The sequence below is a fragment of the Actinoallomurus sp. NPDC052308 genome, assembly GCF_040679195.1.
GTDB lineage: Bacteria > Actinomycetota > Actinomycetes > Streptosporangiales > Streptosporangiaceae > Actinoallomurus > Actinoallomurus liliacearum.
In genome coordinates this window covers 71,683-96,213 of the sequence record NZ_JBFAUM010000005.1, presented here as the reverse complement: position 1 = coordinate 96,213, position 24,531 = coordinate 71,683, and the positions used below count along the sequence as shown (strand labels likewise).

Below are 24,531 nucleotides of genomic sequence, written 5' to 3'. Positions count from 1 at the left end.
CCTTCGCGTCGGCGCGACTCGGACGTCCGGGGGTACTGGGGCCGCCTGATCACGAGAGGTGGAAGGCGAACAGGCTCTGCTCGTAGCGAGCGATGAGATATTCCCTCATCTGCGATACCTGCCAGGGTTGCGCCTTGTTCTCCGTTTTGGCGGGAAAATTCCATACCTGTTTTCCCGAGTGGGCGTCCCAGCCGTACAGACCTCCCCTGCCCCCGGTCTCGTCCACCACCGAGGTGATGAGGAGGTCGTCGGTCACCGACGCGAGGGACGACGACGCGGGCAGGCGGCCGGTCACCGGCGTCGACCGGCCGGTCCGCAGGTCCACTCGGTGGACGACGTCGGCGTCGAGGTAGTAGGCGGCGTTCTTGAGAGGTTGCGGAGATGCGTCCTGAGAGGTCGTCTGGCACGCCCACAGGAGGTGCCCGGTGGCCATGTCGATGAGCCGGATGTGATTGCTCCCGGAGAGGAGCAGGGATCCGCCGAGCACCTGCAGAGACGGAAAGCGGTAGCCCTCACCCTTGGTCGCGATCAGCGATCCGGGGATCTTCCAGGCGGTCGCGCCGTCGCTGAGGCGGACCGCGACGAGGTCGCGGCCTTCGTCATGGCAGAAGAAGCGGTCGGCGGAGTCTCCCCACGTGTTCCAGTCACTCGTGGTCAGGTCGCCGCTGAGAACCCACCGCTGCCGTCCTGACGCGGGGTCCAAGCAGCGGATCCTCGTCGGGATGACGCCGCTCTGGTAGATCACATACCCTTCGCCGCCTCCGTAGACCATGCCAGCGCCGTCTTTGGAGTCTGTGAAGGACCACCGTACGGCTCCTTGCCGAGAGTCGACGGCGAAGAGCCGGTATGGCTCGAAAGTCCACAGATAAACCGTGGAGCCCGCTGCCTGGAGGAAATAGTCGTCATCCTTCGCCGGCCGTAGCCTCGCCGGGACGTCGTACGACCAGCGTTCGGCGCCGGACACGGCGTCCAGGGCGCGGATCCGGCTGCCGACGTTCATGAGGCAGTTGCCGGCCCGCTCGTCGATCACGGGAGAGCCGACATAAGGTCCGCCGGTGTCGGTCCATCTCCTCCGGCCGGTCGCCACGTCGAATGCGATGAGGGTGTCCCTGTTCCCGTAGTGCACGATCCCGCCCAGGGTGGTGTCGCTGAGCCGCGCGACGTCGGCGGCCGGCAGGGTCGTGCGCCACAGCGGTCGAGGCAACCTGGGTCCGGTGTTCCTTCGGAAGGCCCACAGCGCGCCGCCCGTGACGGCGGTGGCGGCGCCGAGACCCGCGCCCGCGGCGAGCAGCCGGCGCCGGGTCAGGGGCCCGGGTGGCGCGGGGAGCTCGTCGACGAGGGTCGCCTCGCGCCGCCGTACGTCCTGGGCCATCGGCTCCGGCAGCCAGGCCCGCGACCGTGCCGGCGTGCTCAGCAGCTCCGGAAGTCGCTCCACCGGGGGACGCCGAGCGGGGTCCTTGTCGAGGCAGCGGGCGAGCAGCCCGGCCAGTCCCGCCGGGACGCCGTCAAGGCGTGGCCGCTCGTGCACCGTCCGGAACAGCAGGACGGGCGCCGGACCGGTGCCGAAGGGAGGCTGTGCCGTGGCCGCGAAGACGAGCACCGCTCCGAGTGAGAACACGTCGCCGGCCGGGGCCGCGGGCCGGCCCTCGACCTGTTCGGGCGGCATGTAGCCGGCCGAGCCGACGACCTGACCGGTCGCCGTCAGCGACGCGCCGCCGAGGGCCCGGCTGATGCCGAAGTCGATGACGCGAGGCCCGTCGGCGGAGAGAAGGACGTTGGACGGCTTGAGATCCCGGTGGACGACGCCCGCCTCGTGCACGGCCCGCAGGGCCTCGGCCAGGCCCGCGCCCAGTACCCGCAGGGCGCCCTCGGGCATCGGTCCGTGGAGCTCGATCGCCTCCTGCAGGGACGGCCCGGAGACGTACTCGGTGGCCAGCCACGGGCTGGGGCCCTCGGGGTCGGCGTCGACGACCGACGCCGTGAAGACGCCGCCGACCGCGCGTGCGGCCGCCACCTCGGCGCGGAACCGCGCGCGGAACGCGGGGTCGCCGGCGAGAGCGGCCCGTACGACCTTGACCGCGACGGGCCGGCCGCCGCGCGAGACGGCCAGGTAAACCTGGCCCATGCCCCCGCCGCCGAGTCTGCGGATGATCCGGTACGGTCCGACCTCGACGGGGTCATCGTTCCGGAGCGTCGTCACCGGCCGCCTCCCTCATAGGCGTACAGGGCCGTGCCGTCGGTCGCGTAGACCCGGCCGCCGATGACCGCGACGTGCCACTGCACGCCGGGAGCGGCCTGGTAGGCCCATCGGGGATCACCGTCGGCGGTGGCGACCACCAGGAACCCGCTGGGAGCGGTGACCTTGTCGCCGCCGGTGACTCCCACGGCGGCGTCGAAGGGCGCGGCGGCGACCTCGGTGGAAGCGGAGATTCGGAGGTGAGAATTGGCACTGCCTGCCCAGAGCGGCGCAGGGCTCGGCGTCTGCCAGCGGAGACCACCCGTTCCGCGATCGACGCCGGCGACCGTGTCTCCCACGGCCGCGACCACCGTGGCGCCGGTGACGACGGCGTCAGTGGCGAAGACACCGGGCAGCGCCGTCCACGCACGGGTGCCGGTGGAAGGGTCGATCGCCAGGAGGCCGTTCGCGGCGACGTACAGCCTGTCTCCGGTCAGGGCCAGCGCGGCCTCATCCGACCCGTACGCCGCCACGTTGATCCGCCATCGTCGCATGCCGGTGGCCAGGTCCAGGGCGGACAGCCGGCCGGCGTCCGCGATGTAACAGCGCGCCTGGTCGGCGGCCATGTTCAGCCGATCACCGGGGCTGTCGGCCCCCTGTCGCCACAGCACCCGTCCGGTCCCGCTGTCGACGGCGGCCACGGCTCCGTACTCCGAGCGCCCCGGACGCGCCCCCGTCGGCACCACGACGATTCCACCGGCTCCGGAGACGGCACTGCCGTTGACGTCGGCGTCGGCGTCGGGCAGGTCACGGCGAAGGATGCGTCGTCCGGTGACGACGTCCAGCTCCACCAGGATGGTCTCCTCGGCGAGCGACCCGGGGTCGACGATGGCATATGCCGTTGATCCGGCCACGTTCGTCCACCGGCCGCGGCCGCCGCCGGTGAGCGCCGTGACCTTTCGAGTCCATCGGAGCCGCCCGGCGGCGGGATCGACACCGTGCAGTACGGCCTGGTCGCCCCACACGAGCAGGCCGCCGGCCACCAGCAACGTCAGCGTCTGACGATCGAACGCGCCGCCCGGCCGGGGAAGGGTCCAGACCGGCGCGGGGGCCGCGGCGAACGTACGGCGCGGGGCCGGTCGGCGGCGGGACTTGTGACCGCCGGTCGGCCAGGCGAGGGCCGTCGTCGCACCGCCGGCGACGACGAGCCCGCCCGCCACGCCGGCGGCCAGGCTAAGGAAGCGTCGCCGGTCCGGAGACGGCGGTCCCGTGAGCGTCCGCGCCGTCGTGGCGGTCGCGTCCGAAGGAGCCACCGGCGGCGCGGTCGCGGAGAGGGCCGCCGCCTCGGCCACGCGTCGATCCTGGTCCGCGCGCAGCGCCGACAGGGCCAGGGCGGCCGGATCGGCCGGCGCCAGAGCGGTGAGCACCGCTTCGGGCGTCGGCCGCGCCGCGGGGTCCCTGGCGAGGCACTCGGCGAGGACGCCCCGCAGGCCGCCGGGCACACCGGTCAGGTCCGGCTCGCCGTACACGACCCGGTAGAGCACCTCCTGGGCGCCGCCCGCCCCGAACGGCCCGGCTCCGGCCGCGGCGAAGACCAGGACCCCCGCCAGCGAGAACACGTCGCTCGCCGGTCCGATCGGGCCGTCTGAGGTGACCTGCTCGGGGGACATGTACGCCGGCGTGCCGACCAGACCGCCCGTCCTGGTCAGCTGCGTGCCGTCCAGCGCCTTGCTGATCCCGAAGTCGATGACGCGGGGCCCGTCCGCGGCGAGCAGGACGTTCGCCGGTTTCAGGTCGCGGTGGACCAGCCCGGCGCCGTGGACGGCGAGGAGCGCCTCCGCCAGCCCGGCCCCCAGCGCCCGTACGGCCGGCTCGGGCAGCGGTCCGTGGTCGCGGACGGCGTCCCCGAGCGATGGACCCGGGATGTACGCGGTGGCCAGCCAGGGCAGCGGACCGTCGGCGTCCGCGTCGACGACCGGGGCGGTGAAGAAGCCGTTGACCGCGCGGGCCGCCTCGACCTCGCGCCGGAACCGCCGCCGGAAGCCCGGGTCGTCGGCGAACTCCTCCCGTACGACCTTGACGGCGACCAGCCGGCCGCCCTCGGACCGGCACAGGTGGACGCGTCCCATGCCGCCCGCGCCCAGCTCCGCCAGCACGGCGTACGGGCCGATCCGGCGAGGGTCATCGGCCGCCGGCACCCGCACCACCCATACCTCCCGAAAACAACACGAGGCGCGATAATGCCACTCTGCCGCCGACCATTCCAGGCGGGCCGCCCGAAGATCCGCGCACCGGCTCGACGGCGAAATCGGGGTTTCGTACGCGAAGGAGACGACGTGAGCTACCCACCGGCACGTTACGAGGGCGAGAACGGCGAGATCAGCGCCACCTACCGGCCGGCCGGCCACGAGCCGGAGGTGACCTACTCGTCCGGCAACACGGTGCACTATCTGGCCACCGGCGAGTCGACGGGCGGGCTGTTCGGCCTGTACCGCTGGGTGATGGGTCCGAAGCCCAGCGGCCCGGACAAGCACTTCCACCGGTCGATCTCCGAGTCGTTCTACATCCTCAGTGGAACGGTCCGCATCTACAACGGCGAACGCTGGATCGACACGGTCCCCGGCGACTTCGTCCATGTCCCGGCCGGCGGCATCCACGCCTTCCGCAACGAGTCGGGAGAGCCGGCCTCGATGCTGCTGCACTTCTCCCCCGGCGCCCCGCGCGAGGGGTACTTCGAGGGCCTCGCGGAGGGGCTGGGCAAGCTGAGCGACGAGGAGCGCCTCGAGTTCTTCCTGCGCCACGACAACCACTGGCTCTGACGTACGGACGCGTCCGTGAGGTGTACGCGGCGGGCGGCGCGTACACCTCACGGCTCGCGGGTCAGGCGGCCTGAAGCGGTGCGGTGGGGAAGGGCACGCCGGTGAGGTGCCGGCTGAGCTCCTGCAGGCGGGTGCGGGCGGCGCTGTCGTAGGCCTGGTGGTGGGCGCGAGCGGGGCGGGTCCGGTTGAAGTAGGTGCCGGTCACCTCGGCCACGGCGGAGTCGGTGACCAGGCGGGCGGTGTTGGTGACGCCTTCCTCCAGGGTGCTCTGCACGGTGAACAGGTGAGTGACGATCTTGGTGGGCATGTAGGAGGCGGGGTGGAGGGCGTTGACCGTGACGCCGTGGTCGCGCAGTAGTTCGGCGTGGTCGAAGGTGAGCATGATCTGGGCGAGTTTGGCCTGGCAGTAGGCCTGCACGCCGTCCCAGTGGCGCTCCAGCAGCACGTCGTCGAAGTCCAGGGGCGACTGCCCGGCGGAGCTGACGTTGACGATCCTGGCGGGGGCCGGGCGCGTGGTGGTCGAACGCGTGGCGGCGGTGCGGGCCAGGAGCGGGGTGAGCAGGCAGCTGAGCATGTAGGTGGCCAGGTAGTCGACCTGGAAGGTCAGCTCCAGACCGTCGGCGCTGCGCTGGGGGGCCGTCTCGACGCCGATCCCGGCGTTGTTGACCAGTACGTCCAGCCGATCGCGGCCGGCCAGGCGGTCGGCCAGGGCGCGGATCTGGTCGATGGAGGCGAAGTCGGCCTGTTCGAAGGTGAGCCGGTCGTTGCCGGTCCGGTCGTGGAGTTCGGTCAGCAGCGCCTTGCCCTTGGCCGGGTTGCGGCCGTGCAGGATCAGGGTGGCGCCCTGGGCGGCCAGGCGGTGGGCCAGCGCGCGGCCGAGGCCGTCGGTGGCGCCGGTGATCAGGATGGTCTGGTCGTGCAGTTCGTTCGTGGTCACGGGGTTCGGCCTCGCAGTTCGGTCGTGAGAAGAGAGGTGGTGTGGGGAAGGCACGGCGGGAAGGTCAGTGGTGGGCCGGGGCGGGGGTGGCTGCCGGGGCCGTCGGGCGGGTGGGGCGCGGGCGCCGCGAGGCGGCGTGCGCACCGGCGGCCAGGGCCAGCGGAGCCAGCGCCAGGGCCGGGAGCCAGCGGCCGCCCAGGGCGGGCAGCAGGCCGCTGCCGAGCAGGCTGCCCAGGCTCATGCCCAGGTACAGGGCCGAGGCGTTCAGGGCCAGCAGGATGCCGCGCTGCTCCGGCAGCAACTCCACCAGACGGGCCTGCTGCGGGGCCATGAACAGGGTGTTGAAGAAGGCCCAGAAGGCGAACACCGCGACACCGGCCGCGGGCAGGGCGGGCACGCCGGCCAGCGCCAGGAAGGTGATGGTCAGCCCGGCCAGCGCCAGTGCGATGGTGCGGCCGCCGCCCAGACGGGTGTAGACGCGGGCCCCGGCGGCGTTGCCGACCATTCCCAGGGCGCCGAAGACCAGCAGCGTCAACGACACCAGGCCGGGACCGGCGCCGAACCGGGTGGCCAGGTAGGCCCCGGCGACCCCGTAGACGGTGAACTGGGCGGTCAGCACGAGCAGCGTGGTGGCGATCATCGATGCGGCTCCGGGGGTGCGCAGCACCCCGGCGAAGGCCCGCGGGGTGGGGGCCGGGCCGGCCGCCACCGACGGCAGCAGCACCGCCAGCAGCCCGCCCGCCACCAGGGTCAGCGCCACCACCGCGGCCATCGTGGCCCGCCAGCCGATCGCGGTGCCCGCGGCCGAGGCCAGCGGCACGCCCAGCACGGTGGCGGCGGTCATCCCGCCGAACACCACCGCGAGCGCGCGGGGGCGCTGCTCGGCCGGCACGATCATCGAGCCGGTGGCCGAGGCGGCCGGTCCGAAGATCGCCGCACCCAGGCCGGCGGCCACCCGGGCGGCGGCCAGGGCCCCGAAGGTGGGGGCCGCCGCGCTGGCGATGCCGCCGATCGTCATCAGCGCCAGGCCCAGCAGCAGTACCCGGCGGCGGTCCAGGCGGCCCAGGGCGATCGTCGCGATCGGGGCGGCCAGGGCGAACACCAGGGAGAAGACGGTGACCAGGGTGCCGACGGTGGCGGCCGACACCCGCAGGTCGGCGGCGATCGGGCCGCTGAGACCGACCACCGCCAGTGAGGCGGTGCCCAGCGCGAAGTAACCCAGGGCCAGCGACAGGAGCGCGGGGGTGGAGGAACGGGGGTGCACGGCCCCTCCTTTTTCAATACGAGACGTTGCGTATGAGATTTAAATACGGACCGGTGCGTATGTCAAATAGACTGCGGGCCATGACCGGACGACCCCGCGACCCCGCCGTCGACGACGCCATCCGCCAGGCCGCCCTGGACCTGATCACCGAGCAGGGCTACCGGGGGATGAGCATGGAGGGCATCGCGGCCCGCAGCGGCGTGTCCAAGCAGGCGGTCTACCGCCGCTACCCGGGCAAGGGCGAGGTGATCCTGGACGTGCTGGCCGTCTACGCCCGCACCCGGCTGCCCACGCCCGACACCGGAGACCTGCGCGAGGACCTGTTGACCCTGCTGGAGGAGACCTTCGCCGCCCAGCGCGGCGCGCCCGGCGCACTCAACCAGGCCCTGGCCGCCGAGGCGCTGCAGGCCCCGGCCTTCGCCCAGCGCGTGAGCAGCGAACTGATCGCGGCGCGCCGCGACGCCGTCCGCCAGATCCTCGGCCGGGCGCGGGACCGGGGACAGGTCGCCCACCCCGACGACGAGGTGCTCATCGACCTGGTCTTCGGCCCGATGTGGTACGCGCTGCTGTTCGACGCCGGCAAGCTCACCGACGCCTACGCCGCCGCGCTCACCGACGCCGTCATCACAGCGGCCACCCACGCGCCCTGACCGCGACGCGTCTCGCCCACAATCCCTGGCGAGGTCATGCCGGAAGGCGACGTACCGAAGTTCCAAGGCCGGGCGAGCCGGATCCGTCCTGCGGGGGAGGGCGGAATATGGCTCGTACCGGCGATCCCCCGGCGGACGGAAATCCCGAGGATTACCTCATCGGCTAAAGCACCTCGGGAGTCATCGTGCACACCACCAAGATTTCTTTTGTCGCGGCACCGGCGCTGATGGGCGCGTACGGAGTGGCCCGGCTCATCGACCACCAGAGCCGCTTCGGCTGGACGCTCGGCCACGTGCTCATGCTCGCCGGCCTGATGCTGTTCGGCTGGGTCCTGCTCGGGCTGCGCAGGCTCACTCCGGGCCGGACGGGCACGGCGTTCGCCGGGATAGGCCTGATCGGGCTCGCCGCCACGATCGCGCAGATCGGCATCGACATCGTCGTGGGCCTGCTGGCCCGCGACGAAGCGGACAAGCAGCACATGTTCCACCAGATCCAGGATGTCCCCGGCGTGTTGCCGGTCGTCTACACCGTCGTGCCGATCCTGTTCTACGTGGGCATGCTCGGGCTGACCGTTCTGGCGGCCGTCGTACGGCCGCGCCCGGTCGCCTGGTGGACACCCACCCTGATCGCGCTCGGCACGGTCGCCGCGGCGGCGAACCTGGACTACATCCCCGTCGCCGGCCTCCTGTACGTCCTCGCCCTCGCCCCGCTGGCCTTCCGCCCCACCCGCCGTACCGCCCACACTCTCGCGTGACCAGCCGGAACCTTTCCCTCTGGGATGATGGCCAAGTGACCGTCCCCGAGCCGAAGCCCTGGTGGGACCGCGTTCCCGTCGGAGCCCGGCCGTACGTCGCCGACGCGGGAGTCGCCTTCCTGGTGCTCGCGGTCCTGTACATGCCCCTACTGATCCCCCGGCCGGAACAGCCCGGTCCGTTCTCGCCCTGGGCGTGGGTGCTCATGACGGGCGCGTCGCTGCCGCTGATCTTCCGGCGGCGGTTCCCCATCCTGTGCCTGCTCGCCATCTACGTCTCGCTCATCGGGTACAACACCCTGGATCGGGCGGCGTCGGAGCCGGTCGCCTGGGGCATGCTGGTGGCGCTCTACTCGATCGCCTGGGTCGGACGGCGATCGCAGCGGACCCTCGCGATCGTGCTGGTCGCAGTGACCAGCCTCATATCCGTGAAGAGCCCCACCACCGCCCTGATCGGGTTGCTGACCGGCACCGGCGCACTGGTCCTCGGCACGATCGCGCAGCGCCGGGAACAGCACCTCCGGGACCTCGCCTACCGCGCCGGGCGGCTCGAACGCGATCGCGAGGCCGAGGCCGCCCGGGCGGTCGCGACCGAACGAGCCCGCATCGCGCGGGACATGCACGACGTGCTGGCCCACGCGGTCAGCCTGATGATCGTGCAGGCCGAGGCCGGGCCGGTGGCCGTCCGCAGGATGCCGGACCGTGCGGAGAAGTCGTTCGACGCGATCGCCTCCGCCGGCCGGGACGCGATGACGCAACTCCGCCGTACGCTCGGCATCCTCAAGGAGGAGCAGGACACCGGCGTACGGGCCCCGCAGCCGACCGTCGCGGCCATCCCCTCTCTGGTGGCTCAGGTCGAGGAGACGGGGCTGGCGGCGTCCTACTCGGTGTCCGGCGAGCCGGGCCGGCTGACGGCGGACGCCGAGGTGGCGGCCTTCCGGATCGTCCAGGAGGCGCTCACCAATACGCTCAAGCACGCGGCCGCCACCAAAGTGGCGGTCACCCTGGCCTGGGGAGACTCCCTCATGATCACCGTTCGGGACGACGGGACCGGTGCCGGAACGCTCGGCGGCTCCGGCAACGGGCTGATCGGAATCCGGGAACGCGCCACGGCCTGCGGCGGCGCGGCGTCCGCATCCGGCGGCGCCGGCGGCTTCACCGTCACGGCGACCCTGCCGATGGTGGCCTCGTGAGCATCGGCGTCGTCATCGCCGACGACCAGGAACTGGTGCGCAGCGGCTTCGCGATGATCCTGGAGTCACAACCCGACATCACCGTGCTGGCCGAGGCGTCCGACGGCGCGGAGGCCGTCGCCGCGGTGACCGAACACCGGCCGGACGTCGTGCTGCTCGACATCCGCATGCCGGGCATGGACGGCATCGAGGCGGCCCGGGAGATCTGCGCCCGCACCTCCAGCCGGGCGCTGATGCTGACGACGTTCGACCAGGACGACTACGTGTACGACGCGCTGTACGCGGGGGCGAGCGGCTTCCTGCTCAAGGACGTACGCCGCGACGATCTCGTCCACGCCGTACGGGTGGTGGCGACGGGCGAGTCGCTGCTCGCGCCCACGGTGACGCGCCGGCTGATCTCCGACCTGACCGCGCGCCGGCCGCGGGCGGCCGTCTCCCCGACCGGCCTGGACGCGCTCACGGGCCGGGAGCGGGAGACGCTGGTGCTGCTCGGCCGGGGCCTGTCCAACGCCGAGATCGCCACCGCCCTGGTGCTCAGCGAGCACACGGTGAAGACCCACGTCAGCAACGTGCTGAGCAAACTCGGCCTGCGCGACCGCGTGCAGGCGGTCATCGCCGCCTACGAGTCCGGCCTGATCTCCCCCGGCACCCCCTGACCGCGCCGACGCGGCGACGACCGACCCGGGGGCCCACGCCATCGTACGGTCACGCGGAAGAGGACGGGATTCTTCGCACTTGGCGCGAATTGGGACTGGCTTTGCGCGGTCGAGGTCCTCCCCCGGGCAGGGCTGTACGTGAACGAGGCCGTTTCGCGAGGGGAGCGGGTCATGCTTCGGGAAGCGGAAGAAGGTCACGGGCGCGCGGCCGGAAGCCCTCGGCTCTTCGAGGCGACCGAAGACGGTTACGCCACCTTCGCCCGGGGACCGGCGATCCTGCGCGAACCGGTGCTGAACAAAGGGACCGCGTTCACCGTCGAGGAGCGCGACGAACTGGGGCTGCACGGCCTGCTGCCCCCGGTGGTCGAGACGATCGACCGGCAGGCCGGCCGGGTGTACGCGCAGTACCGGGCACAGGCGACGGACCTGCTGAGGAACGTCTACCTGGAGGCCCTGCGCGACCGCAATGAGGTCCTGTACTACCGGCTGCTGTCGGACCATCTGCGGGAGATGCTCCCGATCGTCTATGACCCCACGGTCGCCCAGGCCATCAAGAACTACAGCGAGCAGTACCGGCGGCCCAGGGGCGTCTACCTGTCCATCGACGACGTGCCCGGTATCGGGCGCGCCTTCGCCAACCTCGGCCTGGACTCCGACGGCGTCGATCTGGTGGTGGCCTCCGATGCCGAGCAGATCCTGGGCATCGGCGACTGGGGCGTGGGCGGCGGAGCCGGCATCGCGGCCGGCAAGCTCGCCGTCTACACCGCCGCGGCCGGGATCGACCCGACCCGCGCCGTCCCGGTGGCGCTCGACGTCGGCACCGACAACACCGAGTTGCTGAACGACCCCGGATACGTCGGCAACCGGCACGCGCGGGTCCGTGGGCAGCGCTACGACGACTTCATCGACGCGTACGTGACCACGATGACCCGGATGTTCCCCGTCGCCATGCTGCACTGGGAGGACTTCGGTCCCTCGAACGCCCGGCGGATCCTGGAGAAGTACACCGACCGGATCCCCACCTTCAACGACGACATGCAGGGCACCGGCGCCATCGTGCTGGCCGCGATGCTGGGCGCCGTACGCGTGTCCGAGACGCCGATGCGCGACCAGCGGATCGCCGTCTTCGGGGCCGGGACCGCGGGGACCGGGATCGCCGACCAGCTACGGGCCGCGATGGTCCGGGCCGGGTTGAGCGAGGAGGAGGCCACCCGCCGGATCTGGCCGGTCGACAAGCAGGGCCTGCTCACCGACGACATGACCGACCTGCGGGACTTCCAGGTGCCGTACGCGCGCCCCGCCGCCGAGGTCGTCGACTGGCAGAAGGACGCCGACGGCATCAGGCTGCTCGAGGTGGTCCGGCAGGTGAACCCCACCATGCTGCTGGGGACCTCGACGGCGCACGGCGCGTTCACCGAGCAGGTGGTATGCGCGATGGCCGCCCACGTGGACCGGCCGATCATCTTCCCGATCTCCAACCCGACCGAGCGGATCGAGGCGATGCCCGCCGACCTGCTGCGCTGGACCGACGGCCGGGCCCTGGTCGCCACGGGCATCCCGGTGAATCCGATCACCTACCGCCGCGTCACCTACGCGATCGCCCAGGCCAACAACGCCCTGCTGTACCCGGGCCTCGGCCTGGGGGCGATCGTGTCCCGTGCCCGGCGGATCAGCGACGGCATGCTCCAGGCCGCGGCCGAGGCCGTCGGCGGCATGGTCGACGTGGCCACGCCGGGCGCGTCGCTGCTCCCTCAGGTCGACGACCTGCGCGAGGTCTCGGCGACCGTCGCGGTCGCCGTCGCCGAACGGGCCGCCCGTGAGAACCTCGCCCGCGCCGACCTCAAAGACCCGGCCCGGCAGGTCCGCGACGCGATGTGGCAGCCGGTCTACCGGCCGGTCAGAGGGCGAAGGCCATGACGACCGGCGAGACACCCGTGGTCAAGGACCTGCCCATCGGGCTGACCGGCTCCGGTACCCGCACCGAGACCGACTCGATCGGCGAGATCGAGGTGCCCGCCGACCACTACTGGGGCGCGCAGACGCAACGATCGCTCGTACATTTCGCCATCGGCGACGACCGGATGCCGAAGGAGATCTACCACGCCTACGGCTACATCAAGAAGGCCGCCGCGATCGTCAACGGACAGGCCGGTCGGCTCCCCCGGTGGAAGGCCGAGCTGATCGCCCGTGTCGCCGACGAGGTGATCCACGGCGAGCTCGACGAGGAGTTCCCCCTCTACGTCTGGCAGACCGGATCGGGCACCCAGTCGAACATGAACGTCAATGAGGTGATCTCCAACCGGGCGATCCAACTGCTGGGCGGGCGGCTGGGCGGCAAGGATCCCATCCATCCGAACGACCACGTCAACATGGGCCAGTCCTCCAATGACACCTTCATCACCGCCATGCACATCGCCGCCGTCCAGATGATCGAGACCAGGCTGCTGCCCGCACTGGACCGGCTGCGGGACGCGGTGCACGCGAAGAGCCTCCAGTGGGAGCACGTGGTGAAGATCGGCCGTACCCACCTGGAGGACGCCACCCCGCTCACGGTCGGCCAGGAGTGGTCGGGCTACGCCGCCCAGCTCACCGACGCCATCGACCACCTCCGGCAGGTCGAACGTGAGCTGGGCCGGCTGGCGATCGGCGGCACCGCGGTCGGCACCGGCCTGAACGCATCGCCCGGCTTCGGCGACGAGGTCGCCGCCCGGATCGCCGACCTGACCGGCCGACGCTTCACCCGCGCGCCCAACGCATTCGCCGCCCAGGCGTCCTGTGACGTCCTCGTACGCGTGTCGGCCGCCATCCGCGCGCTGGTCGCGCCCCTGTTCAAGTTCGCGAACGACCTGCGCTGGCTGGCGTCCGGACCGCGGACCGGCCTGCACGAGCTCATCCTGCCCGCGAACGAGCCGGGGTCGTCGATCATGCCGGGCAAGGTCAACCCGACCCAGGCCGAGGCGATGCTGATGGTCGCCGTACAGGTGATCGGCGACGACACCGCCGTCTCGATCGCCGGGGGCGAAGGAAACTTCGAGCTCAACGCCTTCCGCCCGGTGATCATCTACAACGTCCTGCACTCGGTGCGGATCCTCGCGGACATGATCGAGCATTTCCGCGTCTACCTCGTCGAGGGCGCCAGGCTCAACACCCACCGGCTCACCGAGAACCTGGAACGCTCGATCATGATGGTCACCGCGCTCAGCCCGATCATCGGCTACGACAGGGCGGCCCGGATCGCCCACCGCGCCCTGGACGAAGGGCTGCCCCTGAAACAGGCCGCGCTGGAATGCGGGGTCAGTGCGGAACTGTACGACCGAGTCGTCGTACCGGAGGAACTCACCAGACCTGGAGTCGCCCACACCACCGATGCGGGCTGACCGGCCCGCGGTTCGCCTCGTTGGATGATGGCTGGCAGGCTGTGTCGGCATGGACGATGAGCGCGACACCGCCCTGGCACAGGCCGTACGGCTCCGGGAGGACGGACAGGCCGCGCGGGCCCGCGAGCGGCTGCTGGACCTCGCGGAGCGGTACCCGGAGGACGCCGAGATCGCCTATCAGACGGCGTGGGCGCACGACGTGCTCGGGCTGGAGGCCGAGGCGGTCCCCTTCTACGAGCGGGCGTTGACCGGCTCGGGACTCTCGGCGGACGACCGGCACGGCGCCTTCCTCGGCCTCGGCAGCACGTATCGCGTGCTCGGCCGGTACGACCGGGCGCGGGCGACTCTCCGCCGCGGGCTGGAGGAGTTCTCCGGCGACGCGGCGCTGACCGCCTTCCTCGCCATGACCTCGTACAACCTCGGTGAGTCCCGCGACGCGGTGGCGGGACTGCTCAAGGCCCTGGCCGCCACCAGCGGTGATCCACGCGTGCAGGGCTACCGCCGGGCGATCGAGTACTACGCCGACCACCTCGACGAAACCGCGTGACGTGGACGCTTCAGTCGATCGTCGGATTCCGCGCTGAAACCGGGTGTACGGCGGCAACGTCTATATAGTTCGTCGTGACCGCTCCGGAGAGAGCGAGGGTCCGTGGACGAGATCGAGCTCAAGTACAGCCTCAGGCAGTCGGAGGAACCCGAGCTCCGCGACCGGCTCACCCGAACGTCGCGCTTCGGTTCGTTCACCGCCACGCCGGCCGGCGAAGGCACCCACCGCGACACCTACCTCGACCGGAACGGGCGGCTGCAGCGGCTCGGCTGGTCGCTGCGAATCCGCGAGCGCCCGGACGGCACCCGGATCACGCTGAAGATCCCGCGTGCCGACCCGCGCGCCGCCGCGGCGATCGAACGCGAAGAGATCGAGAACACCTCGACCGCGGACGTCGACGAGGTGTTCAAGGACATCGTCGCGCGGCTGCGCGCCGCCGAGGTGTCGGCCGACGGGGCGGAGGTCGCCGACGTTCTCCCCCATGGCCTGTTCGGGGCGCTGTCCTTGCTGGGAATGTCCCCGCTGTTCACCGTGCACACCAACCGTGCGACGTGGCGGCTGAGCGACGGCGGCCGGCACGTCGCGGATCTGGTCATGGACACGTCGCGCTACAAGGTCCATGAGGGCGAAGAGCTGCTCGAACACCAGGTGGAGATCGAGCTGGCGGACCCGGCGGCGGAACACGCGCTGCACGCGATCGCCACGGACGAGCACGGCCTGCCGCCGACGCGCACGACGAAGTTCCAGCGCGGCCTGGAGTTCCGCGGCGCGACGCGGCTCAAGGAGAAGATCGAGGCCAAGCTCGACCTCCCGGAGCCGGCGGACCACGAAACGCTCGTCAGGACGCTGCGCGACGACCCGGACGTGATCTCCGGTTACCGAATCCTCGGGCAGGGAGTCGAGCGGCACATCACCGACACCTATTACGACACGGGCGCCTTAGACCTGGCCAAGGCCCAGTGCTACCTGCGGATCCGCGAGGAGAACGGCGAACGGAAGCTCTACTTCCGGCGCCTGTCGACGGTCGCCGACAGTCGTCTCCCGACGCAGGAGGAGATCATCGGGGTCGACTCCGCGAACGACTTCTCCGCGAGCTGGAAGACGATCGTGAACCCGTTGGCGCGTCTGCTCCGGCACTCATCCGCCGGCGACGCGACGGACCTGACGACCGGCCTCCGCCAGCTCGGCCTGACGCAGACCCTGAGAGCCGACATCGTCCGGCAGGCGTGGGTGGTCAGGTCGTCGGACGACGGTCCCGACTCCAACCGCTACGTCGCCAAGATCAAGGTGGACGATGTCGCCTTCCAGGACACCACGGGCAGGCGACAACGGCACTCGGAGATCGAGATCACCGGCCTCGAGGACGAGGGGGCCGCCACGGAGTACGCGGACGACGACGGGTTCTACATCTTCATGTACCGCTTCCGGCAGCTCTGCGCCCGGCGGATCTTCAAGAACCACCAGCGGCCGGATCTGCACATCGGCACGAAGTACCACGCGGGCCTCCGGCTGTTCGGCCGCATCGACCGGTCACTCGCCGCCTTCCCTCGGGGAGACGTACTCGTGCGCCAGGATCCGAACTGGTCGGACCTCGAGCCTGAGGCGCGTTCCGGGCTGCTGCGGACGGCCTTGTTCGTCGCGCTGTCCGCTCTGGGGCTGACCTCGCTCAGCGGGGCGGCGTCGGGACGGTGGCAGTGGGCCACGCTGGGCGCCGGCGTCGTCCTCCTCGTGGCCGCATGCCTCGTCCTGGTCCGGGACGACAGCGCCCTGGTCAGCCGGCGCACCCGGCAGCGACTGGTGGTGGGAGTCTCGATGATCGGAGCCGTCATCGTCGCGGTCGGCGTCGGCTCCAGCACCGCCGCCGACCTGATCGGCCTCATCGGCTTTCCGCTGACCGTACTCGGCCTGCTCACCCTGAACAGCCGCGAAGACCCCGCGTCCTGACGCGCCGCTCGTCATCGACGAGACGGTCACGGCCACCGTGGCAGGAGCTCGAACCAGACCGCCTTCCCGTGGGCGGTCGGATGCCAGCCGGCGTCGGTGGAGAGCGCGCCGACGATGAGGAGGCCGCGCCCACTCGTGGCCTCCAGTCCCGGATCCCTCGTGGCCGGCGGTTCGCCGGACGGGTCGTGGACCTCGACCCGCAGCCGTTCGCCGTCCCGGACCAGGACGAGCCGTAGCGTCGAGCCCGGCATCGCCGCGGCGTAGCGGACCGCGTTCGTGACGAGTTCGCAGCCGAGCAGCTCGGCCGTGTCGGCGGCGTCCGGAATCCCCCACGCGAGAGAGACCGCCGTCAGAAAACGGCGCGCAGGCGTCGCCGATTCGGGGCGTATCGGAAGCCGAATCTCCCCGAGCAGCACCCCGTGAATCTCCCCGCGTTCCCAAGCGATACGACGTTCTTCTGCTATGCGATGCATGACCGGCACCGCCCCTCTCGGTCATTTGATTCCGCCGATTCGCCACCATCCTGGCCATGAACAACTACGCTGTGCGCAGGCGTGGATACCCAGCACGGAATGCCTTTCACTTCGTGAATTCACCCCGCACTGAGGTGAGGGCCCGTGAACCCCCCGGAAAGCAGCACAGAAAGGGACATAGATGCGCAGTCCAACGCTGATCGCGCTCGGTTCCGAACTACGCCGCCACCGACTCGCCGCCGACAACATGACGCAGGGCCAGCTCGCCAAGCTGATCAACTACTCGGAGGGAATGATCAGCAACGTCGAGACCGCCCAGAAGGTCCCCCGCCGCGACTTCGTCGAGCGCTGCGACAAGGCCCTCAAGACCGGCGGCGCCCTCCTCGTCCTCCACGGCCTCCTCAAACACGAGACCCACCCCGTCGAGTCCTTCGCCCGCTACGCCGAAGCCGAGCGCGAAGCCGCCTGCATCCGCATGTGGGAACTCGTCGTCATCCCGGGGATCTTCCAGACACCCGAATACGCTCGGGCGCTTCTTTCGGCGGGCCGTCCAACCGCCAAACCGGAGATCATCGACGACCTCGTCGCCGCACGGATCGAGCGTCAGGAGATCCTGCACCGGGACACGCCCCCCGTTCTCTGGGTAGTGCTCGACGAGATGGTCCTGAGACGTCGAATCGGAACGAAGGAGGAGCACCGCGCCCAACTCGATCACCTGCTCGAGATGGCCGCGCGGCCCGGCACCACCATCCAAGTCATTCCGTTCGGAACCGGCGCACACGCTGGACTAACGTCCAGCTTCAGGATTCTGAGCTTCGACGACTCTGCGGACATCGCCTACAGTGAAGATCCGGCCACCGGAAATTTCCACGAGAGGCCAGACCTCGTGAAGGCGATGTCGCAGACGTACGAAGCCCTGCGCGCTGTCGCATTGCCGGTGGTCGCGTCCCTGGATCTCATCCGGCAAATCCGGGAGGAACTGTGAAGCCCCAAGCCTCCAACTGGCGCAAGTCCAGCCGCTCCGGCGCCAACGGCGGTGAGTGCGTCGAGGTTGCCGTCCTCGTAGCGCTCCGTCCCTGACCGGGACCTTTCTCCTCGCTGCGTCGCTTTGCCGGTGTCCGCTTCCTTGGACCTCATCCGGCAGATCCGGGAGGAACTATGAACCTCGAGAGTCTCGACTGGCGTAAGTCGCGCCGCTCGGGAGCGAACGGTGGCGCCTGCGTCGAGGTCGCCGTCGTCACCGCGCGCCCCTGACAGCGAGCCACCCACCCCAAGCGGCCGAGGCAACGGCCGGCGCGTTCGCACGCGAAGGCCGGCTTTGCCGTGGGAATGGCCACCGTGTCGCAGCCACGCGAAGACGACCGTCTGCCTACCCGTGACTGTGCCGTCGACATTGCCGCCTTGCCGTCGTTACGGACGGCACGATGCCGAGTTCGTCTGCATTCGCGAGGCAACGACGACGGCAAGGTCGGCCCCACCGGGCGAGCCAAATACTCGCCATTCATCCGGATGGGCTCGGCGCGGCCCCGTGTCTTCGGTCAGGAGCGCGCTCGGTCGGTGGTCGCGGGGAGGAGGCGGCGCCGTACGGACTCGAGTTTGCGGGGGTCGGTCACCGTGTGGAGATTTCGGATGCGGGCCTCGTCGATGTCCAGGACGGAGACGCCCAGCAGGGCGTCGGCTCGTACGAAGAGCAGGGCGGGAGCGGCGTTGGCCTCGGTGATTAGCGTCCGTGGCGCGAAGCGGGCGAGGGCCGTTCCGGCCAGCCGGCCGACCTCGTCCCGGCCGCGTACCGTGCGCCGGGAAGACGGGCCGACGTCCACCCACGCGGTGACGTCGGCCGCCAGCAGTTCCTCCAGGGCGAGCAGGTCACCGGACCGGGCCGCGGTGAGGAACCGCTCGGCGAGGCGTCGCGCATGCTCATCCGGGGCGGCGAACCGGGTACGCCCGTCGCCGATCCGACGGCGGGCGCGGCTGTGGAGCTGGCGGCAGTTCCCCTCGGACGTCGACACCAGGGCGGCGATGTCCTCGTACGGGTAGCCGAACGCCTCGCGCAGGACGAAGACGGCGCGTTCGACCGGGGTCAGGCGTTCGAGGAGGACGAGCAGCGCGAACGACACGGACTCGCGCTGCTCGGCCGTCTCCAGCGGGCCGAGGTCCCCGTGCCCGGTGAGGACCGGTTCCGGCAACCAGGGCCCCGTTCGTTCGTGCCGGACGCGGGCCGAGGTCAGGTGGTTGAGGCAGAGGTTGGTGACGACCTTGGTCAGCCAGGTGCCGGGAGCCTCGATGACCCGCTGGTCGGCGGCGTGCCAGCGCAGGAACGCCTCTTGGACGACGTCCTCCGCGTCGGCCGCCGAGCCCAGAAGCCGGTACGCGAGCCCGAACAACCGGCCGCGCTCGCCGCCGAAGAAATCCCCGATCGTTGTCACAGAACGCCCCTCTGTCTTGTCTCCACTGGCGCCGACACCCAGCGGACCGACCAGAGGGAGTGAGATGACAAAGGCCGAGATCGTTCACCGATTCTACGAGGACATGCTCAACCAGCGGCGTCCGGAACTGGCCGAGGAGCTCATCACGCCGGACATGACCACCCACGACCCGGACGCGCCGCGCGGCCCGGCGGCCGTACGGCGGGTGGACGCGTTCATGCGGGCCGGGTTCTCGGACCTGCATTACCAGGTCGAGGACGTGATCAGCGAGGGCGACCGGGCCGCCGTGCGCTGGACGCTGACCGGTACCCACGACGGCGACTTCTTCGGGAACCCGCCGACCGGCCGGAGGATCGAGACCACCGGCAATGTGATCTTCGGTTTCGAGGGTGACCGGATCAACGAGATCTGGGCGGTGGTCGACGTGAACCGGCTGCAGCGGCAGATCGGGGCGGCCCGTACCTCCTGAGCAGGTGCCGCCTCCGAACGGGTCGCCGTTCGGAGGCGGCCGCCCCGAGGTCAGCCGCCGACGCCCCCGTCCGGGCCCGAATGAGGGCCGCCCGGCACCCGGACGCAGGCGGGCACCGTCCCGGCCTTCTTCACCATGGGGACGAGGACGCTCGCCGAGGCGGGGTCCTTCGTGTTCTGGAACCAGACGTCGAGGACCACCATCTCCCCGTGCTTCAGCTTGTCCGGGTAGATGCGCGTGCCCACCTCTCCCCTCATGTCCTCGTCGGCGTGCGGGTCGACGCCGGGATCGTCCCCGAAGACCCCGGTGTCCGGCTTGTCCGACATCCAGAAGTCGCCGTCGAACTCACGCCCCTCGCACTGGGTGCCGAAGGGCAGGAAGTCCACCTTCGCCGTGACGCCGAAGGCTCGCAGCTTCTGTTCGACCCGTTCGGGATGGGTGAACTCCACCAGGCGGACCACGATGGAGCCGTCCGGGACGCGCTCGACGGCGTTCGCCCGCGCGCTCCTGTCCTCGGTGAGGGCGGGTACCGCGATCACCGTTCCGGCCGCGACGGCGACGGCTCCGGCGGCCAGGACGAGGCGGCGTCCCGCCCGTCGCCGCGGCCGGCGCCGGGACTCCTCGGTCGGCCGGTTGGCCGCCACGACGTGCTTGAGCTCCGCGAGGAGCCGATCTTCGAAGGTCTGCATGGTGATCACTCCTCTGCGTAGGCCATGGCGGGACTCTGGGCGGAGACGGCGTCCCTCAAAACTTTGCGGGCCCGGTGCAACCGGACTCGGGCGGTGACCGGGCGGATGCCGAGCGCGGCGGCCGCCTCGGTGACCGTCAGCCCGTCGACGGCGATCAGTTCCAGCAGTGCCCGGACCCCGCCCGGCAGGTCGGCGAGGGCCTCGTACGTACGGCGCCCGGCGCTCTCGGCGTCGATGCGCTCCACCAATCGGTCGATGTCGTCCGAGTCGAGCAACCGCCGCCCCGCGATCCGCCCGTTGGCGCGTTGTTCCCGGCCCGTCCGGCGCCGGTCGGCGGCCAGGACGTTCCGCGCGACGCCGAAGAGCCAGGCGATCTCGTTGCCGCGACTCGGCCGGTAGGTGTGCGCGGAGTCGATCACGGCCATGAACACCTCGGCGGTCAGGTCCGCGGCGGTGTGCGGGTCGTCCACTCTCCGCGCCACGAACCTGTTCACCGTCTCGACGTGGCGCCGGTAGAACGCCTCGAACGCTTCGGGATCGTGTCTGATGTGGGAGAGGCCGGTCTCGGGTTCGGCCATGCGCTGTCTCCTTTCGGAAGTTCACCCGCTCTTGGACCGTCGGCCGTGCGGCGTTACCGACGGAACCCGGTTCCGGAGTTCGGGGAAAAGCGGGTGAAGCGCACTCCGCGCACGGCCGGAACACCGGCTACAAGAGACAGGAGCCGTATGACTGTGACGACCCGACAGGGCGTGGGCGACGCCGCTGTGATCGAGCAGTCTTGGCAAGAGCCCGGGGCCTTCGCCGCGCTCTACGAGCGGCACGCCCCCCACATCAGCCGGTACGTCGCCCGGCGGCTGGGTGACGACATGGCGGACGATGTGACCGCCGAGACGTTTTACCGGGCGTTCGAGAAACGCCGACATTACGACCTCGGACGGCCGGACGCCAGACCGTGGCTGTACGGGATCGCCGCCAATGTGATGGCCCAGTACCACCGCAAGGAGACGCGGATGCTGCGGGCGTTCGCCCGCAGCGGCGCGGACCCCGTGGTGCAGACGTACGGCGGTCAACTGGACACCGCCGACGACCGGGTCATGGCGACCGGGATGCACCAGTCGCTCGCGACGGCCCTGGCCGGTCTCAGCCGAGCCCATCGAGAGGTTCTGCTGCTGATCGCCTGGGCCGACCTGTCCTACGAGGAGACGGCCCAGGCGCTGGGCGTCTCCGTGGGGACGGTGCGATCCCGGCTGCATCGGGCTCGAAAGAAGATCCGCGCCGCGCTCGGCGACGGAAACCCCATGCTCGTTTCGGATGAAGGCTGAGGCACCGACCGTGAACGAACTCGACCTGATGCGCACGATGCGCACCGACGCCCCGATCCCCTCGCAGCAGCGGCTGGACACCGGCCAGAAGCGGCTCCTCGCGATGATCGACGGCTCGTCCGAGGCACCGCGTCCCGTACGGGCGGGCCGGCGCTTCGGGCGCACGTGGGGCGTGCTGCTCGCCGGTGGACTGGCCACCGCCGCCGCCGGCGCGGTCGTGGCCACACAGGTGGGCGGCTCCCCGGTGACGGTGCAGGGCTCCCCCGCCGCGGTGTCGGCCAGGTACGACAACCCGCTGGTGGAGCGCGCGACCTTCGGCTGGCTGCCCGCCGGCCTGCACGCGAACGGCTACGTGGCCGACCACCAGCACGAGAACTTCTTCCAGGTCACCGCGCAGCAGAGGGGGAAGAGCGGGGGCATCGTGACCCTCACCGCCTACGGGCGCGGCAAGGAGCCGTTCCTGGGGTACCTCCCTGGAGGCGTCCCGGCCAAGCGGATCGCCGCCGCACCGGTCAACGGCCACTCCGCCTACTGGATCTTCAAGCCGGACCCGTCCGGGCAGTCGGAGTTCAAGCTGCGCTGGCAGCAGGCCCCGAACCGCTGGGCCGAACTCGAGGGCAACGGGCTGCCGGGGAACAGCGCCGAGCTGACGAAGACGGCGCACCGGATCGCCGAGTCCGCGAAGTTCGGCGGCACCCGGCCGATCGCGATGCCCCTGCACGTCGGCGGCGTGCCCGGCGGGCTGACGCCGAACCGCACGGTGCTGAACAACGGCGCGTACGGTGAGGTCGGCGCCACGCTGGACTTCATCGTCGACGGCCCGTCGTCCAATCTCCTCATCGGCGTCACCAAGTCGGACGGCGCGATCGGCACCGGCGTCGCCTACGGGCCCGGCAGGCCCATCCGAGGGCTTCCTCGTCCCAACACGAAGCTGGACGGGCACCCCGCCTACGTCGCGCCGAGCCTCGTGTACGCCTACGGGGTGGACGGCTTCAACGTCCAGATCAACGCGTCCGGCACGGTCCTGGCGAAACTCAACAAGACCGGCGGAGTCACCGGCCTGTTCCACCGCCTGACGGTGAAGGGCCTCGACCCCGCGAACTGGACCCCGAACCCGGTCAACTGACCTGGTCTCAGGTGCCGGTGCCCCCGGAACCGGGCGGTACCGGCACCTGGAGTCGACGAGCGCCTCCAGGCCGACGCCCACGCGGAAAAGCAGAAGCGGCCCCTCACACGAGAAGCCACTTCAGATTCGGGGACGCCAGGGGCACTCTTACGCCCTTGACGCGGATCGGTGACGACGGTCGGCGACGATGCCGTGCAGCACGATGAGCGCCCAGCCGAAGCCGACGATCGCGGTGATGCGGGGGCTGTGCACGTGGCCGACGATGATCTGCACGTTGCCGACGACGATGTCCATGGGGCCGACGAGGACCATGATGCCGGCGATGAGGCCCACGATGCCGGCGCCGACCATGGTGACGCGGAAGGCGACGTCCGCGACGGCGAGACCGAAGTCCACGGCAGCCGCCGAGCACCGGTGCATCGCCTCCACCGCAGCCGCCGAGTAGCGGTTCATCGCCGTCGGGGCCTGGGCACGCGTGGTGGGGTTCATGGGGCTCTCCTCTGTGACTACACCATGTGATCGGCTCTTACCGTCACGACTGATGACTGTCCAGAGAGTCGGAGCGTCGGCCACCCTCGAGGTCCCTGACGCGCTCGCCGGACGCCTCATCGGCACACCTGCGATCCGGCGGACCGGGCCGCCCATCACCTGTGACGTGAATCACTTCCGTGGTTGTCACGCGGCGGTGGGCCGGCCCGTCTGGTTGCCGTACGTGACGCATCCCGGCGCGGGCCGCCGGACGGATCATGGAGTGATCATGCGAGTTCTCATCGCGGGCGCCACCGGAGTGATCGGTGACCGGATGGTTCCCCTGCTGACCGCCGTGGGGCACGAGGTGCTGGGTCTGGCCCGGCCGGGCAGCGACACTACGGCGCTGGAGGCGGCGGGTGCGCGGGTGGTGGCCGCCGACGCGCTGGACCGGGGCCGGTCGCGCCGGGCGATCCGGCAGGCGGCGCCCGACGTGGTGGTGAACATGCTCACCGCCATCCCGGCCGAGATCGACCCCAGGCACCTGGCGCGTGATTTCGCGGTGACCAACCGGCTGCGCGCCGAGGGCACCCGTAACCTGATCGAGGCGGCCCCCGACGCGCGGATCATCAGCCAGGGCCTGGCCTACGGCTACCAGCCGGGCGATGGCCCGGCCGACGAGGACGCGCCCCTGTGGCGGACCGGTACGCCGAAGCAGTTCGCGCCCGTGCTGGACGCCCTGAAGGAGCTGGAACGCCTGACCACCCGGTCGGGTGGGCTCGTGCTGCGGCTGGGCCACCTTTACGGGCCCGGCTCCATCTACGCCGCGGACGGATCGTTCGTCCGGCAGGTACGGGCCGGGAAGGTGCCGCTCGTCGGCGGCGGGAACGCGGTGTTCTCCTTTACCCACGCCGACGACGTGGCGACCGCCGTCGCGGCCGCGCTGGACAAGCCCGACGTCACCGGCGTACTCAACATCGTCGACGACGAGCCCGTGCCGCTGCGCCGATGGCTGCCGGCACTGGCCGCTCTCCTGGGTGCTCCGGCGCCGAAGAAGGCACCTGCCGCCCTGGCCCGGCCGGCGGTCGGGGGCTGGGGGGTGGCGTTCATGAATCGACTGCGCGGTGCCGCCAACACCCGGGCCCGGCTGCGGCTGGACTGGCGTCCCCGCTACGCGTCGGTGACCGAAGGGTTCGCCGCCGAGCTGAGCGGCGGGCCGGCGCAGGCCGCATGAGCCGCGATC

The 24,531-nt window shown here is 71.0% G+C and carries 25 protein-coding genes; 16 read left to right on the top strand and 9 right to left on the bottom strand.

The genetic code is table 11. The features are described from left to right. Positions 1-49: 49 nt before the first annotated feature. Entirely contained in the window at positions 50-2,200 is a 2,151-nt protein-coding gene (locus tag AB0L00_RS17555) for a PQQ-binding-like beta-propeller repeat protein (protein WP_364434759.1), read from the bottom strand. Next, entirely contained in the window at positions 2,197-4,383 is a 2,187-nt protein-coding gene (locus tag AB0L00_RS17550; RefSeq protein ID WP_364434756.1) for a PQQ-binding-like beta-propeller repeat protein, read from the bottom strand. The genes AB0L00_RS17555 and AB0L00_RS17550 overlap by 4 nt, the downstream gene beginning before the upstream one ends. A 129-nt stretch (positions 4,384-4,512) precedes the next feature. Here AB0L00_RS17550 and AB0L00_RS17545 point away from each other — a divergent pair, with 129 nt between their 5' ends. Next, positions 4,513-4,995 carry a cupin domain-containing protein gene (locus AB0L00_RS17545; protein ID WP_364434753.1) on the top strand — a complete coding sequence of 161 codons (483 nt, stop codon included), beginning with the start codon at positions 4,513-4,515 and terminating at the stop codon, positions 4,993-4,995. Between the two features lie 61 nt (positions 4,996-5,056). Here AB0L00_RS17545 and AB0L00_RS17540 read toward each other — a convergent pair whose 3' ends face one another. Both AB0L00_RS17540 and AB0L00_RS17535 read right to left on the bottom strand, forming a co-directional pair. After that, on the bottom strand, positions 5,057-5,932 hold the full coding sequence (locus AB0L00_RS17540; RefSeq protein WP_364434750.1) for an SDR family NAD(P)-dependent oxidoreductase: 876 nt from the start codon (positions 5,930-5,932) through the stop codon (positions 5,057-5,059). 64 nt (positions 5,933-5,996) lie between these two features. Continuing rightward, the gene (locus AB0L00_RS17535; RefSeq protein WP_364434748.1) at positions 5,997-7,196 is read right to left on the bottom strand and encodes an MFS transporter; all 1,200 of its coding nucleotides are present in this window, start codon (positions 7,194-7,196) and stop codon (positions 5,997-5,999) included. A gap of 80 nt (positions 7,197-7,276) precedes the next feature. On the opposite strand from AB0L00_RS17535, the gene AB0L00_RS17530 reads away from it, so the two are divergent. From AB0L00_RS17530 to AB0L00_RS17495, 8 genes are all read left to right on the top strand, one after another. Further along, complete coding sequence (locus AB0L00_RS17530) at positions 7,277-7,846, top strand: TetR/AcrR family transcriptional regulator (protein ID WP_364434746.1); 570 nt, start codon at positions 7,277-7,279, stop codon at positions 7,844-7,846. 185 nt (positions 7,847-8,031) lie between these two features. After that, complete coding sequence (locus tag AB0L00_RS17525; RefSeq protein WP_364434743.1) at positions 8,032-8,601, top strand: hypothetical protein; 570 nt, start codon at positions 8,032-8,034, stop codon at positions 8,599-8,601. Between the two features lie 35 nt (positions 8,602-8,636). Beyond that, positions 8,637-9,791 carry a sensor histidine kinase gene (locus AB0L00_RS17520; RefSeq protein WP_364434741.1) on the top strand — a complete coding sequence of 385 codons (1,155 nt, stop codon included), beginning with the start codon at positions 8,637-8,639 and terminating at the stop codon, positions 9,789-9,791. Continuing rightward, complete coding sequence (locus AB0L00_RS17515) at positions 9,788-10,447, top strand: response regulator transcription factor (protein ID WP_345350879.1); 660 nt, start codon at positions 9,788-9,790, stop codon at positions 10,445-10,447. The genes AB0L00_RS17520 and AB0L00_RS17515 overlap by 4 nt, the downstream gene beginning before the upstream one ends. Positions 10,448-10,618: 171 nt before the next feature. Beyond that, complete coding sequence (locus AB0L00_RS17510; RefSeq protein WP_364434737.1) at positions 10,619-12,364, top strand: NAD-dependent malic enzyme; 1,746 nt, start codon at positions 10,619-10,621, stop codon at positions 12,362-12,364. Next, positions 12,361-13,824: a class II fumarate hydratase gene (fumC, locus tag AB0L00_RS17505; RefSeq protein ID WP_364434733.1), complete on the top strand. Its 1,464-nt coding sequence runs from the start codon at positions 12,361-12,363 to the stop codon at positions 13,822-13,824. Before AB0L00_RS17510 ends, fumC begins: the two co-directional genes overlap by 4 nt. Positions 13,825-13,873: 49 nt before the next feature. Beyond that, the gene (locus AB0L00_RS17500) at positions 13,874-14,371 is read left to right on the top strand and encodes a tetratricopeptide repeat protein (protein ID WP_364434731.1); all 498 of its coding nucleotides are present in this window, start codon (positions 13,874-13,876) and stop codon (positions 14,369-14,371) included. Positions 14,372-14,473: 102 nt separating this feature from the next. Then, positions 14,474-16,315 (top strand): CYTH domain-containing protein, encoded by a 1,842-nt coding sequence (locus AB0L00_RS17495; protein WP_364434728.1) that lies wholly within the window; start codon positions 14,474-14,476, stop codon positions 16,313-16,315. Positions 16,316-16,341: 26 nt separating this feature from the next. On the opposite strand, the gene AB0L00_RS17490 is transcribed toward AB0L00_RS17495, so the two are convergent. Further along, complete coding sequence (locus AB0L00_RS17490; RefSeq protein ID WP_364434725.1) at positions 16,342-16,731, bottom strand: ATP-binding protein; 390 nt, start codon at positions 16,729-16,731, stop codon at positions 16,342-16,344. A gap of 238 nt (positions 16,732-16,969) precedes the next feature. Between AB0L00_RS17490 and AB0L00_RS17485 the strand changes: the two genes are divergently transcribed. The 3 genes from AB0L00_RS17485 (at position 16,970) to AB0L00_RS17475 (ending at position 18,042) form a co-directional block, all read left to right on the top strand. Next, the gene (locus AB0L00_RS17485; protein ID WP_364434722.1) at positions 16,970-17,773 is read left to right on the top strand and encodes a helix-turn-helix transcriptional regulator; all 804 of its coding nucleotides are present in this window, start codon (positions 16,970-16,972) and stop codon (positions 17,771-17,773) included. Then, the gene (locus tag AB0L00_RS17480; protein WP_364434719.1) at positions 17,770-17,868 is read left to right on the top strand and encodes a DUF397 domain-containing protein; all 99 of its coding nucleotides are present in this window, start codon (positions 17,770-17,772) and stop codon (positions 17,866-17,868) included. The genes AB0L00_RS17485 and AB0L00_RS17480 overlap by 4 nt, the downstream gene beginning before the upstream one ends. A 78-nt stretch (positions 17,869-17,946) precedes the next feature. Further along, a complete protein-coding gene (locus AB0L00_RS17475) occupies positions 17,947-18,042 on the top strand; it encodes a DUF397 domain-containing protein (protein WP_364434716.1) in 96 nt (31 codons plus the stop codon). A 284-nt stretch (positions 18,043-18,326) separates the two neighbouring features. Here AB0L00_RS17475 and AB0L00_RS17470 read toward each other — a convergent pair whose 3' ends face one another. Next, the gene (locus tag AB0L00_RS17470; RefSeq protein WP_364434713.1) at positions 18,327-19,214 is read right to left on the bottom strand and encodes a sigma-70 family RNA polymerase sigma factor; all 888 of its coding nucleotides are present in this window, start codon (positions 19,212-19,214) and stop codon (positions 18,327-18,329) included. A 64-nt stretch (positions 19,215-19,278) separates the two neighbouring features. Here AB0L00_RS17470 and AB0L00_RS17465 point away from each other — a divergent pair, with 64 nt between their 5' ends. Beyond that, entirely contained in the window at positions 19,279-19,683 is a 405-nt protein-coding gene (locus AB0L00_RS17465) for an ester cyclase (protein ID WP_364434710.1), read from the top strand. 50 nt (positions 19,684-19,733) lie between these two features. Here AB0L00_RS17465 and AB0L00_RS17460 read toward each other — a convergent pair whose 3' ends face one another. Continuing rightward, positions 19,734-20,372 carry a hypothetical protein gene (locus AB0L00_RS17460; protein WP_364434707.1) on the bottom strand — a complete coding sequence of 213 codons (639 nt, stop codon included), beginning with the start codon at positions 20,370-20,372 and terminating at the stop codon, positions 19,734-19,736. A 5-nt stretch (positions 20,373-20,377) separates the two neighbouring features. Further along, positions 20,378-20,950, bottom strand: coding sequence for an RNA polymerase sigma factor (locus AB0L00_RS17455; RefSeq protein ID WP_364434704.1), 573 nt, complete (start codon positions 20,948-20,950; stop codon positions 20,378-20,380). 147 nt (positions 20,951-21,097) lie between these two features. Here AB0L00_RS17455 and AB0L00_RS17450 point away from each other — a divergent pair, with 147 nt between their 5' ends. Then, a complete protein-coding gene (locus tag AB0L00_RS17450) occupies positions 21,098-21,694 on the top strand; it encodes an RNA polymerase sigma factor (RefSeq protein ID WP_364434701.1) in 597 nt (198 codons plus the stop codon). Next, complete coding sequence (locus AB0L00_RS17445; RefSeq protein ID WP_364434698.1) at positions 21,684-22,820, top strand: hypothetical protein; 1,137 nt, start codon at positions 21,684-21,686, stop codon at positions 22,818-22,820. The genes AB0L00_RS17450 and AB0L00_RS17445 overlap by 11 nt, the downstream gene beginning before the upstream one ends. Positions 22,821-22,967: 147 nt before the next feature. Here AB0L00_RS17445 and AB0L00_RS17440 read toward each other — a convergent pair whose 3' ends face one another. Further along, positions 22,968-23,309 (bottom strand): hypothetical protein, encoded by a 342-nt coding sequence (locus AB0L00_RS17440; protein ID WP_364434695.1) that lies wholly within the window; start codon positions 23,307-23,309, stop codon positions 22,968-22,970. A gap of 268 nt (positions 23,310-23,577) precedes the next feature. On the opposite strand from AB0L00_RS17440, the gene AB0L00_RS17435 reads away from it, so the two are divergent. After that, positions 23,578-24,522, top strand: coding sequence for an NAD(P)-dependent oxidoreductase (locus AB0L00_RS17435; protein WP_364434692.1), 945 nt, complete (start codon positions 23,578-23,580; stop codon positions 24,520-24,522). Positions 24,523-24,531: the final 9 nt, after the last annotated feature.

What these genes read in the sequence shown, in the direction of transcription:
- AB0L00_RS17530 (WP_364434746.1), top strand. Translation starts at nt 7,277, where the DNA reads ATGACCGGACGACCCCGCGACCCCGCCGTCGACGACGCCATCCGCCAG.
- AB0L00_RS17510 (WP_364434737.1), top strand. Translation starts at nt 10,619, where the DNA reads ATGCTTCGGGAAGCGGAAGAAGGTCACGGGCGCGCGGCCGGAAGCCCT.
- fumC (WP_364434733.1), top strand. Translation starts at nt 12,361, where the DNA reads ATGACGACCGGCGAGACACCCGTGGTCAAGGACCTGCCCATCGGGCTG.
- AB0L00_RS17500 (WP_364434731.1), top strand. Translation starts at nt 13,874, where the DNA reads ATGGACGATGAGCGCGACACCGCCCTGGCACAGGCCGTACGGCTCCGG.
- AB0L00_RS17485 (WP_364434722.1), top strand. Translation starts at nt 16,970, where the DNA reads ATGCGCAGTCCAACGCTGATCGCGCTCGGTTCCGAACTACGCCGCCAC.
- AB0L00_RS17475 (WP_364434716.1), top strand. Translation starts at nt 17,947, where the DNA reads ATGAACCTCGAGAGTCTCGACTGGCGTAAGTCGCGCCGCTCGGGAGCG.
- AB0L00_RS17465 (WP_364434710.1), top strand. Translation starts at nt 19,279, where the DNA reads ATGACAAAGGCCGAGATCGTTCACCGATTCTACGAGGACATGCTCAAC.
- AB0L00_RS17460 (WP_364434707.1), bottom strand. Translation starts at nt 20,372, where the DNA reads ATGCAGACCTTCGAAGATCGGCTCCTCGCGGAGCTCAAGCACGTCGTG.
- AB0L00_RS17455 (WP_364434704.1), bottom strand. Translation starts at nt 20,950, where the DNA reads ATGGCCGAACCCGAGACCGGCCTCTCCCACATCAGACACGATCCCGAA.
- AB0L00_RS17450 (WP_364434701.1), top strand. Translation starts at nt 21,098, where the DNA reads ATGACTGTGACGACCCGACAGGGCGTGGGCGACGCCGCTGTGATCGAG.
- AB0L00_RS17445 (WP_364434698.1), top strand. Translation starts at nt 21,684, where the DNA reads ATGAAGGCTGAGGCACCGACCGTGAACGAACTCGACCTGATGCGCACG.
- AB0L00_RS17440 (WP_364434695.1), bottom strand. Translation starts at nt 23,309, where the DNA reads ATGAACCCCACCACGCGTGCCCAGGCCCCGACGGCGATGAACCGCTAC.
- AB0L00_RS17435 (WP_364434692.1), top strand. Translation starts at nt 23,578, where the DNA reads ATGCGAGTTCTCATCGCGGGCGCCACCGGAGTGATCGGTGACCGGATG.